This window comes from Cellulomonas sp. IC4_254 (assembly GCF_011603975.1).
Classification (GTDB): Bacteria; Actinomycetota; Actinomycetes; order Actinomycetales; family Cellulomonadaceae; genus Cellulomonas.
The window spans coordinates 16265-27672 of sequence record NZ_JAANNB010000026.1 but is presented as its reverse complement, the minus strand read 5'-3'; the positions used below and the strand labels follow the sequence as shown (position 1 = coordinate 27672).

Genomic DNA, 11408 nt, shown 5'->3' with positions numbered 1-11408 from the left:
GCGCGGCCCGGCCCCACCAGTCGGTGGCGGGGTGGGCTCGGCGCCGTCGACGAGCTCGGGGGCGAGGTAGCCGGGGGGGCCGACGACGAACCCCGTCGAGGTCACCCGGGTCTCGTCCACGGACTGCGCGATGCCGAAGTCGATGAGCACCGGCCCGTCGGGGGTGACGAGCACGTTGCTGGGCTTGAGGTCGCGGTGCACCACCCCGGCGGCGTGCACGGCGCCGAGCGCGTCCCGCAGCCCGTCGGCCAGCCGGTGCAGCGCGGCGGCGTCGAGCGGCCCGCGCTGCCGCACGTGCTCGGCGAGGTCGGCGCCCGGCACCAGCTCGGTGACGAGGAACGCCTCGGTGGAGTCGGCCTCCGCGTCCAGCACGGCCGCGACCCCCGGGTGACGCAGCCGCTGCAGCGCCAGCACCTCGCGGCGCAGCCGCTCGCGCGAGGACGGGTCCGCGCCGATGTGCGGGTGCAGCAGCTTGAGCGCGACCGGCGTGCCGCCGCCGTCGACCGCCCGGTACACCGTGCCCATGCCGCCGGAGCCGAGCGGCGCGAGGATGGTGTACCCGCCGATCTCGGCGCCCGGCGACAGCCCGATGCGCTCCATGCGGGCACGGTAGCCGCCCGCCGGGCGGGGGTCGTGGTGCCGCGCGGCGGGACCTGTGAAGGCACCCGGACGGCTCGCGCCGACCGCCGCGGTTCGCGCGCGACTCCCCGGGCGGTCGCCGCTCGGTCACGTTAAGGTCGAGGCGACACCAAGGAGCTGAACTTCAGTGGAATCTGCTGGTTATGACCTGGTCGTCGTCGCGAACCGCCTCCCGGTCGACGTGACCGTGGGCGAGGACGGCGCACCGAGCTGGACCCGCTCGCCCGGCGGCCTCGTGACCGCCCTGGAGCCCGTCGTGCAGCGGTCCGACGGCGCGTGGGTGGGCTGGGGCGGCTCGGCCGACCTGGAGCTCGAGCCGTTCGACGCCGACGACATGCGGCTGGTCCCGGTCAAGCTCACCGAGGACGACCTCCGCTTCTACTACGAGGGCTTCTCGAACGACACGCTGTGGCCGCTGTACCACGACGTGATCCAGCCCCCGACGTTCCACCGGCAGTGGTGGGACGCCTACCAGCGGGTCAACCGCCGGTTCGCGGACGCGGCGGCGGCGCAGGCCGCGCCCGGCGCGACGGTGTGGGTGCACGACTACCAGCTGCAGCTGGTCCCGAAGTTCCTGCGCGAGCTGCGCCCGGACGTGCGGATCGGCTACTTCCACCACATCCCGTTCCCCCCGCTGGAGATCTTCGCCCAGCTGCCGTGGCGGCTCCAGGTCGTCGAGGGCCTGCTCGGCGCGGACCTCATCGGGTTCCAGCGCGGCGGCGACGCGGCCAACTTCGTCCGCGTGGTCCGCCGGCTGACCGACCGCACCACCCGCGGCCAGATGATCACGCTGACCGACGGCGACGGCCGGGTCGAGCGGCACGTGCGCGCGGCCGCGTTCCCGATCTCCATCGACTCCAAGGCGTTCGACCGGCTCGCCCGCACCCCGGAGGTGCAGCAGCGGGCCAAGGAGATCCGCGCGGAGCTCGGCGACCCGGAGGTGCTGCTGCTCGGCGTCGACCGGCTCGACTACACCAAGGGCATCCGGCACCGGATCAAGGCGTTCGAGGAGCTGCTCGAGGACGGCCGGATGACCGTGCCCGAGTCGACGCTCGTCCAGGTCGCCTCGCCGAGCCGGGAGAACGTCGGCGCGTACCAGCAGCTCCGCGAGGAGGTCGAGGCGCAGGTCGGCCGGATCAACGGCGAGCACGGCGAGCTCGGCCACGCGGCCGTGCACTACATGCACCACTCCTACCCGATGGAGGAGATGGCGGCCCTGTACCTGGCGGCCGACGTCATGCTGGTCACCGCGCTGCGGGACGGCATGAACCTCGTGGCCAAGGAGTACATCGCCGCGCGGTCCGACGACCGGGGCGCGCTGGTGCTGAGCGAGTTCACCGGCGCGGCGGACGAGCTCGGCGGCGCGGCCATCCTGGTCAACCCGCACGACATCGCCGGGCTGAAGAACGCGATCCAGCACGCCGCGAACATCGACCCGCGCGAGGCCCGCAAGCGGATGCGCCGCCTGCGCCGCCGCGTGCTGGAGAACGACGTCGCGCACTGGTCGGAGTCGTTCCTGTCGGTGCTGTCCGCCGTCCCGGTGCGCGAGCGCCACGTCTGAGGAGTCCCGCCGTGCCCGCAGCACCGACCCGGACCGGCGACCCCGCCGGCACCGACGACCTCCGCGCCGCCCTGCGCGCCGTGGTGGCCGACCCCGCCCGCCGGCCGCTGCTGGTCGCGCTCGACTTCGACGGCACCCTCGCCCCGCTGCAGGACGACCCGGAGGCGTCGCGGCTGCTGCCGGAGGCCGTGGCCGCGCTGCGCGACCTGGCGGCGCACCCCGGCGCCGTGCGCCTGGCGCTGGTGTCCGGCCGGCCGGCCGCCGACCTGCACCGGCTGGCCGACGTGCCCGCCGGGACGGTGCTCATCGGCAGCCACGGGGCCGAGCGCGCCCGGGTCGGCGAGCACGGCCTCGACCGCGACGTGCTCACCCTGACCGACGACCAGTCGGACCGGCTCACCCGGCTCGGCGGCGAGATGCAGGCGGTCGCGCGCGGCCGGGACGGCGTCTGGGTCGAGACCAAGCCCGCCGCGGTGGTCGTGCACACCCGCATGGCGGACGTCGGCACCGGCGAGGCCGCGGAGCGCGAGGCCCTCGGCGTCGGCCAGCGCCTGGGGTCGGTGACCCTGCACGGCAAGAAGGTGGTCGAGGTGTCGGTGCTCGACGCCGACAAGGGCGCCGCGCTGGTGGCGCTCCGGGACGAGCTGGGCGCCGGGGCGGTGCTGTCCGCCGGCGACGACGTGACCGACGAGCACGCGTTCGAGGCGCTCGGGCCGGACGACCTCACGGTCAAGGTCGGCGACGGCCCGACCGCCGCCCGGTACCGCGTGCCCGACCCCGAGGCGCTCGCCGGCCTGCTGGCGGCGCTGGCGGCGGACGTCGCGGCGGCCGACCCCGGCGGGGACGGCCGCACCGGGGAAGCCGATACCGCGCGCGGGGCGACCCCCCGGGCGTAGGTTCCGGTCGTGGGGCGGCGACGGGAGCCGATGCAGGACGTCGAGCTGGTCGACGTCGGCACCGACCTGCCGCTGGCCCCGGAGGCGGAGGACCCCGAGGCCGAGGCCGCGCGCGCCCGCCTGCTCGCCCGCCGACGGCGCGCGGTGCGCCGCTGGTGGCCGGTCCCCGTGGTCGCCGCGCTCGCCGTCGTGGGCACGCAGGCCGTGCTCGACGCGCGCGAGGACGACCGGGTCGCCGCCCGCCAGGAGGTCGCCGGCGTGCTCCGGACGGTCGCGCCCGGGCTGCCCGCCGCGCACCGGTACAGCCAGGAGACGGCCTCGGTCGTGCTGTCCGGCATCCCCGTGGGCGACCTGCGGGTCGGCGTCGCCTCGCCCCCGTGGGACGCCGCGCGCGAGCTCGTCGCGCTCGACCGGGACGGGACCCAGGTCTGGTCGACCTCGCTGGAGGACGGCGGGCGGGCCGAGCCCGACGTCGGGATGGAGTACCCGACCTGCGTGCCGGACGCCGAGCCGGTGGCGACGATCCGCTGCCTGGTCCTCGACCGCGGCCCGGCGGACGCGGCGGACGACTCCGGCACCTGGTCGCCGGCCGCGCCGAGCGCCGCCCGGCTGGTCGCGCTCGACGCCGCCACCGGCGCGCTGCGCGCGACCCGGCAGGTCGCGCCCATGTCCGGCTGGGGCGGCGCCGGCCGCCTCCAGGTGCTCGCGTCGATCACCGACGGCACCCTGCGGGTCAGCGCCTGGGACACCGCGGCCGACCGGGCCGCCGTCGACGACGGGGCCGCCGCGCCCCTGTGGCGCACCGACGTCCCGCTGGTCGACCCCGGGGCGGCCGACCGGCTGTTCTACCCGCCGGGCGTGTCCGTCGCGCCGGGCCGGGTGCTGGTGCAGGGCGAGCTCGGGTCCTGGGCGTTCGACGCCGAGGACGGGCGCCTGCAGGCCTCCGGGACCGACTACCTGTCGGTGTCCCGCACGGGCCACCTGCTGGCGAGCGGGGGCAGGGGCGCGCGGCTGCTCGACGACGACGGCGAGCCGCTCACCGACCTGCCCGGTCAGCCGCTGTGGCTGTCGGTGGACGACGGCTCGGTCCCGGGCGTGGAGCTCGTCGCGAGCTCGACCGCCGACGGGCGCGTCCTGGTGGGCGTGGACGCCGAGTCCGGGGCCGAGGTGTGGTCCTCCCCGCACCCGCGCTGGTCGGACCCCGCCGCGGTGCTGCTCGAGGGCACCCTCTACGGCGCCGACACGGACGGGCTGTGGGCACTGGACGTCGCGACGGGCCGGGAGCTCTGGCGGACCGTCGTCGAGGTCTCCGGCGACGGCGCCTCGGTGATGACCGACGGCCGGCACGTCCTGGTGGTCGCCCGCCCGGACGCGCTGGCGCAGGCCGGCCTGGCCGTCGGGGACGCCCCCACGGCCTCCGGGCGGGCGGACGCCGGCCGGGACCCGGCCCTGGTCTCCCAGCGCGCGCTGGCGGCGTTCGCCCTGTCCGACGGCACCCCCGCGTGGGCCACCCGGCTGCCCGCCGACGTCCAGGGCGTGTGGCCCTACGGCGGCGACCTGCTGGGCTACGGCGACTCCGACGTCGTCGTCCTCAACTGACCGCCCCGTCCACCCGCAGGTCAGCCGGGTGTGGTTGGATGTCGGTGGACCGAGGGGGGTCACCCGACCTCCCTCGACCCGTGTCAGCGAAGACACTCTGACACTCTTCACGACGGATCGTCCGGCACGTACCTGCCGGTGAAGGGATCGATGAATCATGGCTACGGTCACGTTCGACAAGGCCACCCGGGTGTACCCCGGCACGGAGCGTCCCGCGGTGGACGCCCTCGACCTGCACATCGAGGACGGCGAGTTCCTCGTCCTCGTCGGCCCCTCGGGCTGCGGCAAGTCGACCTCCCTCCGCATGCTCGCGGGCCTGGAGGACGTCAACGCGGGTCGCATCCTCATCGGTGACCGCGACGTCACCGACGTCCAGCCGAAGGACCGGGACATCGCGATGGTGTTCCAGAACTACGCGCTGTACCCGCACATGACGGTCGCCGACAACATGGGCTTCGCGCTCAAGATCGCCGGCACCCCGAAGGCGGAGATCCGCACCCGCGTCGAGGAGGCCGCCAAGATCCTCGACCTGACCCAGTACCTCGACCGCAAGCCCAAGGCCCTCTCCGGTGGCCAGCGGCAGCGTGTCGCCATGGGTCGCGCCATCGTCCGCCAGCCGCGCGTGTTCCTCATGGACGAGCCGCTGTCGAACCTGGACGCCAAGCTGCGCGTGCAGACCCGCACCCAGATCGCGTCGCTGCAGCGCCGCCTCGGCGTCACCACGGTCTACGTCACCCACGACCAGACCGAGGCGCTCACCATGGGCGACCGCATCGCGGTGCTCAAGGACGGCCTGCTCCAGCAGGTCGGCACCCCGCGCGACATGTACGACACCCCGGCCAACGTGTTCGTCGCCGGCTTCATCGGCTCCCCGGCCATGAACATCGGCACGTTCCCGATCACCGACGGCGTCGCGAAGGTCGGCTCGGCCGGCATCGCCGTGCCGCGCGACGTGCTCGGCACGCTGACCTCGGACGACAACAACGCCATCACCATCGGGTTCCGCCCGGAGGCGCTGGACGTCGTCCCGCAGGGCACCCCGGACTCGATCCCGGTGTCGGTGAACATCGTCGAGGAGCTCGGCTCCGACGCGTTCGTGTACGGCTCGCTCGTCGGCGAGGCCGGCGCGGCGGACGTCCACTCGGGCGCCGGCGACTCGCAGGTCATCGTCCGCGTCGACCCCCGCCAGGTCCCCGGCAAGGGCGAGACCATCTACGTCCGCATCCGCACCGGCGAGCAGCACCTGTTCCACGCCGGCTCGGGCGAGCGCATCGCGCACTGACGCACAGCATCTCCACGCCGCAGGGGCGGGGCCGGCACGCACCGGCCCCGCCCCTTCGTCGTCCGGATGGGAGAATCGACCCATGACCCCTCGCACGCGCCTGCAGATCACCGCGGCCGCGCCGGACCCGGCCCTGCTCGACCTGCCCTGGGACGTGCCGCTGGCCGACTGGCCCGCGGAGCGCCTGGCCGCCCTCCCCCGCGGCATCTCCCGGCACACCGTGCGGTTCGCGCGGCTCTCCGGCCGGGTCGTCGCGATCAAGGAGATCGGCGAGACGGTCGCGTACCGCGAGTACGAGCTGCTCCGGCAGCTCAGCCGCCTCGACGTGCCGAGCGTCGAGCCGGTCGGCGTCATCACCGGCCGCACCGCGCCCGACGGCGAGCCGCTGGAGGCCGTGCTCATCACCCAGCACCTACGGTTCTCGCTGCCGTACCGCGCGCTGTTCAGCCAGGCCCTGCGCCCCGACACCGCGACCCGGCTCATCGACGCCCTCGCGGTGCTGCTCGTCCGGCTGCACCTGGTCGGCTTCTACTGGGGCGACGTGTCGCTGTCGAACACGCTGTTCCGCCGGGACGCCGAGACGTTCGCCGCGTACCTCGTCGACGCCGAGACCGGTGACCTGCACGACGAGCTCACCCCCGGCCAGCGCGCGTACGACCTCGAGGTCGCGCGGGTCAACATCATCGGCGAGCTCATGGACCTGCAGGCCGGCGAGTTCCTGGACGAGGACGTCGACGCCGTCGCGATCGGCGACGCGCTGGCCGAGCGGTACGAGGAGCTGTGGAGCGCGCTGACCAGCTCCGAGTCGTTCGGGCTGAACGAGCGGTGGCGGGTGCAGGCCCGCATCGAGCGGCTCAACGACCTGGGCTTCGACGTCGGCGAGCTCGACATCACCACCGACATCGACGGCACCACGGTCCGCATCCAGCCCAAGGTCGTCGACGCCGGGCACCACTCGCGGCGGCTCATGCGGCTCACCGGCCTGGACGTGCAGGAGAACCAGGCGCGCCGGCTGCTCAACGACCTCGACCAGTACGTCGCCGCGATGGACCGGCAGAACGACGACGAGACGTTCGTGGCGCACGACTGGCTCACCGACGTGTTCGAGCCCGCCGTCCGGGCCGTGCCGCGCGACCTGCGCCCCAAGCTCGAGCCCGCGCAGCTCTACCACGAGCTGCTCGACCACCGGTGGTTCCTGTCGGAGGCGCAGAAGCGCGACGTCCCGATGCGCGAGGCCGTCAAGTCCTACACGAAGGACATCCTGCCGAACCGCCCCGACGAGGAGTCGATCCTCGGCGTCTCGGCGGCGGACCTGCGCGAGGACACGGACGTCATCCCGGTCGTCCGGGACTGACCCGCGGCGCCGGGCGCGGCCTCAGAGCTCGACGCGCTCGTTCTCGCCCTCGAGGCGCTCGCCCTTGGCCTTCGCCTTCACGAAGCTGAGGAGCGTCGCGACGCGGCCGCCCGGGGCGTCCCAGTACTCGGCCGACTCGGCGCGCACGCGCAGCAGCACCGCCTGCGGGGAGTCCGGGCCGTCGGGCAGCCACGCCTCGACGCCGGCGCTCCACAGCTCGCGCTTCTTCGCGGTGTCGTCGACCGGCTCGGCCACGCCCGCGACGGACACCCAGGTCGCACCCGAGCCCACGGTCACGTTGACCCGCGGGTCGGCGGCGACGTGCGCGAGCTTGCGGGAGCCGCGCTCGGCGAAGAACCAGAGGTCCCCGTCGAACTCGACCTCCTGCAGCGCCATCGGGCGCGCGATCAGCGTGCCGTCGGGCGCGACTGTGGTGAGCACGCCGAGGCGCTCGTCCTTCAGCATCTCGGCGACGGTCCGGACGGGGTCGGTGTCGTGGCTCATGCGTCCACTGTCCGCCCGCCGCCCGTACCCCGCACGCCGGGGCCACGTTCGCCGAGGTAGGGCCTGCGCGCCGAGGTAGGACCGCAGACGGCCCTACCTCGGCGCGCGTGTCCTACCTCGGCGCGAAGGGCGCCTCAGGACGCGCGGGTGCGGGCGACCTCGTAGAGGGCGATGCCCGCGGCGACGCCGGCGTTGAGGCTCTCGACCTCGCCCGCGATCGGGATGGACGCGATCGCGTCGCAGTGCTCGCGGACCAGGCGGGACAGGCCCTTGCCCTCCGAGCCGACGACCAGCACCAGCGGGTCCGCGGAGTACGGCAGGTCCGCCACCGCGACGTCGCCGCCGCCGTCCAGCCCGACGATGAAGCAGCCCGCCTCGTGCAGCCGCTCCAGCGCCCGCACCAGGTTCGTCGCGCGCGCGACGGGGACCCGGGCCGCGGCGCCGGCGGACACCTTCCACGCCGACGCGGTGACGCCGGCGGACCGGCGCTCCGGGACCAGCACGCCGTGCGCGCCGAACGCCCCGGCCGACCGCAGCACGGCGCCGAGGTTGCGGGGGTCGGTCACGCCGTCGAGCGCGACGATCAGCGGCGCGCGGTCGCTCGCGGCGGCCACGTCCAGCAGGTCCTCGACGTCGCCGTAGTCGTACGGCGGGACCTGGATCGCGACGCCCTGGTGCACGGAGCCGTCGGTGAGCCGGTCGAGCTCGGGCTTGGTGACCTCGAGCAGCGGGTAGCCCGCGTCGGAGGCGGTGCGCAGGATCTCGCGGGTGCGGTCGTCGGCCTCGAGCCGGGTCGCGATGTAGACCGCGGACACCGGGATGCCGGCGCGCAGCGCCTCGACGACGGAGTTCCGCCCGGCGACGACCTCGGTCGCGCCGGCGCCGCGCGCCTTACCCGCCGCCGCACCGCCCCGGCCGGCCGGGCGGCTGCCCGAGCCCCGGGTCCCGGCGACCGCGCGCCGCTCGGCCGCGGCCTTCTTCTTGGCGGCCGGGTGGTACGACCGGTCCTCGGCCTTGGGCGTCGGGCCCTTGCCCTCGAGCCCGCGGCGGCGCTGACCGCCCGAGCCGACGGAGGCGCCCTTCTTCGAGCCCGGCTTGCGTGTGGCGCCGCGGCGCTGGGAGTTCCCGGCCATCAGTCCTCGTCCTCGGTGGTCTGGCGCGCGGCGAGTGACCAGCGCGCGCCGGTGGCGTTGTCCTCGACGGCCACGCCCGCGGCCGTCAGGCGGTCGCGGATCGCGTCCGCGGTGGCCCAGTCCCGGGCCGCACGGGCGGCGGCACGGGCGTCGAGCTCGGCGCGCACCAGGGCGTCGAGCGCCTCGGCGTGCCGGTCGTCGGCCGCGGCCGTGCCCCACTGCTCGCCGGCCGGGTCCAGGCCCAGCACGTCGAGCATCGCGCGCACGGCCACGAGGCCCGCGCGCACGGCGGCGTCGTCCCCGGCGGCCAGGGCGGTGTTGCCCGCGCGCAGGTGCTCGTGCACGACGGCGAGCGCCGCCGGCACGTTCAGGTCGTCGTCGAGCGCGGCACCGAAGCCCTCGGGCAGCGCGGCGGCGGCGAGCTCGGCCGGGTCGACGGCGCCGACGCGCTCGGTGGCGCGCTGGACGAAGCCGGCCAGCCGGTCCCAGGTGGCCTCGGACTCGGCGAGCGTGTCCGGGGTCCACTCCAGCATCGAGCGGTACTGCACGGCGGTCAGCGCGTACCGGACGACGGCCGGGCGCACCGTCTCCAGCAGCGTGCTGACCAGCAGCCCGTTGCCGAGCGACTTGCTCATCTTGGCGCCGGCCTGGGTGACCCAGCCGTTGTGCAGCCAGTACCGGGCGAACCCGTAGCCCGCGGCACGGGACTGGGCCTGCTCGTTCTCGTGGTGCGGGAACCGCAGGTCCAGGCCGCCGCCGTGGATGTCGAAGGTGTCGCCCAGGTAGCGCTGCGCCATCGCGGAGCACTCCAGGTGCCAGCCCGGGCGGCCGCGGCCGAACGGGGTGTCCCAGGAGGCGGTCTCGGGCTCGCCGGGCTTGGCGGCCTTCCACAGCGCGAAGTCGTGCGGGTCGCGCTTGTCGTCGCCCGCGCCGTCGGGCGCCGGGGCCATGTCGTCGAGCCGCTGGCTGGTCAGAGAGCCGTAGTCGGCGTACGACCGGACGTCGAAGTACACGTCGCCCTCGGCCGCCACGTAGGCGTGCCCGGTGTCGACCAGGCGCTGCATGAGCTGCACCATCGCCGGCACGTGGCCGGTGGCGCGCGGCTCGTAGGTGGGGGGCAGCACGCCGAGCGCGTCGTACGCGGCGGTGAAGGCGCGCTCGTTCTGCATCGCCCACGCCCACCACGCGACGCCGGCCTCCGCGGACTTCGCCAGGATCTTGTCGTCGATGTCGGTGACGTTCCGGACCAGCGTCACGTCGTGCCCGGTGCGGCGCAGCCAGCGGACCAGGACGTCGAACGCCACGGCGGACCGGACGTGGCCGACGTGCGGGGGCGCCTGCACGGTCGCGCCGCACAGGTAGATGCCGACCGCGCCCGGGGTCACGGGGACGAAGTCGCGCACCTCGCGGGTGGCGGTGTCGAACAGGCGCAGGCTCACGAGGGTCAAGGCTACCGGTCGGGGCGCCCCGGCCCCGTGGCGACGGCACCCGGCTCGTCCACGAACCGGGCCGCCTCCGCGCGCAGCGCGTCCAGCACCCGCCGGACGACCCGGCGCGCACCGCGGTCCGGCCGCACGAGGGCGTCCACCCGGCGGCCCGCGCGGACCCCCGCGAGCGGCACCAGCACCGCGCCGCGGCGGCCGGCGGTGTGCCGGGGCAGCAGGCTGACCCCGTGGCCCGCGGCGACGAGCGCCTCCACGACGCCGAAGTCGTTGAACCGCTGGACGATCCGCAGCGGCCGCCCGGCGACGGCCCCGACGGCGTCCAGCACGCCCGCGACCGGGAACCCGGCACGGACCGCGATCCACGGCTCGTCCGCGAGGTCCGCCGGGGTGAGGACCGCGCGGTCGGCGAGCGGGTGGCCGGGTGGCAGGGCGACGTCCAGCGGCTCGCGGAGCAGCGGGACGACGTCGACCCCGGCCGGCCAGTCCGCGCCCGCGTCGGGGCGGTGCGCCACCACCAGGTCGAAGTCGGCCGTGAGCGCGGGGAACTCGTCCTGGGCGACGTCCTCGTCGCCCAGCTCCACCCGCACGCCGTCCATCGCGGCGACCCTGCGGAGCAGCCCCGGCAGCAGCAGCTCGGCCGCCGACTGGAACGCGGCCACCCGGACCAGCCCGTGCGGGGCGGACCGGAACGCGTCGACGGCCGCCTCCGCGCGCTCGAGCGCGACCGCGACCTCCGCGGCGGCGTCGGCGAGCGCGTCCCCGGCGGGCGTCAGGCGGACCCCGCGGCCGGACCGCTCGACGACCTCGGCGCCGGCGTCCCGGGCGAGCGCGCGCAGCTGCTGGGACACGGCGGACGGCGTGAGGTGCAGCGCGGCCGCGGCCGCGGTCACGCCCCCGCGGTCCCGGACCGCCCGGAGCGTGGCGAGGTGGCGGGTGTCCATGCAGCGACGCTACAGGGATGCTGCACGATCTTTCGCTGGTGCTGAACGGTGTGC

The 11408-nt window shown here is 75.5% G+C and carries 10 protein-coding genes; 5 read left to right on the top strand and 5 right to left on the bottom strand.

The annotated features are described in order from the left end of the window. Positions 1-600, bottom strand: a 600-nt coding sequence (locus tag G6556_RS04725) for a serine/threonine-protein kinase (RefSeq protein ID WP_240933641.1), incomplete at its 3' end; no start/stop codon positions are given. Positions 601-766: 166 nt separating this feature from the next. On the opposite strand from G6556_RS04725, the gene G6556_RS04720 reads away from it, so the two are divergent. The 5 genes from G6556_RS04720 to G6556_RS04700 all read left to right on the top strand — a co-directional run bounded on the left by G6556_RS04720 (position 767) and on the right by G6556_RS04700 (position 7331). Then, positions 767-2200, top strand: coding sequence for a trehalose-6-phosphate synthase (locus tag G6556_RS04720; RefSeq protein ID WP_166939038.1), 1434 nt, complete (start codon positions 767-769; stop codon positions 2198-2200). Between the two features lie 11 nt (positions 2201-2211). Continuing rightward, entirely contained in the window at positions 2212-3096 is an 885-nt protein-coding gene (gene otsB / locus G6556_RS04715) for a trehalose-phosphatase (RefSeq protein ID WP_166939036.1), read from the top strand. Positions 3097-3105: 9 nt separating this feature from the next. Continuing rightward, on the top strand, positions 3106-4695 hold the full coding sequence (locus G6556_RS20130; RefSeq protein ID WP_166939035.1) for a PQQ-binding-like beta-propeller repeat protein: 1590 nt from the start codon (positions 3106-3108) through the stop codon (positions 4693-4695). Positions 4696-4852: 157 nt separating this feature from the next. Beyond that, complete coding sequence (ugpC, locus tag G6556_RS04705; RefSeq protein ID WP_166939033.1) at positions 4853-5977, top strand: sn-glycerol-3-phosphate ABC transporter ATP-binding protein UgpC; 1125 nt, start codon at positions 4853-4855, stop codon at positions 5975-5977. Positions 5978-6059: 82 nt separating this feature from the next. After that, positions 6060-7331, top strand: a complete 1272-nt coding sequence (locus G6556_RS04700) for a DUF4032 domain-containing protein (RefSeq protein ID WP_166939031.1) — start codon at positions 6060-6062, stop codon at positions 7329-7331. Between the two features lie 21 nt (positions 7332-7352). Here G6556_RS04700 and G6556_RS04695 read toward each other — a convergent pair whose 3' ends face one another. The 4 genes from G6556_RS04695 to G6556_RS04680 form a co-directional block, all read right to left on the bottom strand. After that, positions 7353-7835 carry a pyridoxamine 5'-phosphate oxidase family protein gene (locus G6556_RS04695; protein WP_166939030.1) on the bottom strand — a complete coding sequence of 161 codons (483 nt, stop codon included), beginning with the start codon at positions 7833-7835 and terminating at the stop codon, positions 7353-7355. Between the two features lie 134 nt (positions 7836-7969). Then, a complete protein-coding gene (gene rlmB / locus G6556_RS04690) occupies positions 7970-8968 on the bottom strand; it encodes a 23S rRNA (guanosine(2251)-2'-O)-methyltransferase RlmB (RefSeq protein ID WP_166939028.1) in 999 nt (332 codons plus the stop codon). After that, positions 8968-10407 carry a cysteine--tRNA ligase gene (gene cysS / locus G6556_RS04685; protein ID WP_166939027.1) on the bottom strand — a complete coding sequence of 480 codons (1440 nt, stop codon included), beginning with the start codon at positions 10405-10407 and terminating at the stop codon, positions 8968-8970. Before cysS ends, rlmB begins: the two co-directional genes overlap by 1 nt. Before the next feature lie 11 nt (positions 10408-10418). Further along, positions 10419-11354: a LysR family transcriptional regulator gene (locus G6556_RS04680; protein ID WP_166939025.1), complete on the bottom strand. Its 936-nt coding sequence runs from the start codon at positions 11352-11354 to the stop codon at positions 10419-10421. Positions 11355-11408 lie beyond the last annotated feature (54 nt).

What these genes read in the sequence shown, in the direction of transcription:
- G6556_RS04695 (WP_166939030.1), bottom strand. Translation starts at nt 7,835, where the DNA reads ATGAGCCACGACACCGACCCCGTCCGGACCGTCGCCGAGATGCTGAAG.
- G6556_RS04700 (WP_166939031.1), top strand. Translation starts at nt 6,060, where the DNA reads ATGACCCCTCGCACGCGCCTGCAGATCACCGCGGCCGCGCCGGACCCG.
- G6556_RS04680 (WP_166939025.1), bottom strand. Translation starts at nt 11,354, where the DNA reads ATGGACACCCGCCACCTCGCCACGCTCCGGGCGGTCCGGGACCGCGGG.
- rlmB (WP_166939028.1), bottom strand. Translation starts at nt 8,968, where the DNA reads ATGGCCGGGAACTCCCAGCGCCGCGGCGCCACACGCAAGCCGGGCTCG.
- ugpC (WP_166939033.1), top strand. Translation starts at nt 4,853, where the DNA reads ATGGCTACGGTCACGTTCGACAAGGCCACCCGGGTGTACCCCGGCACG.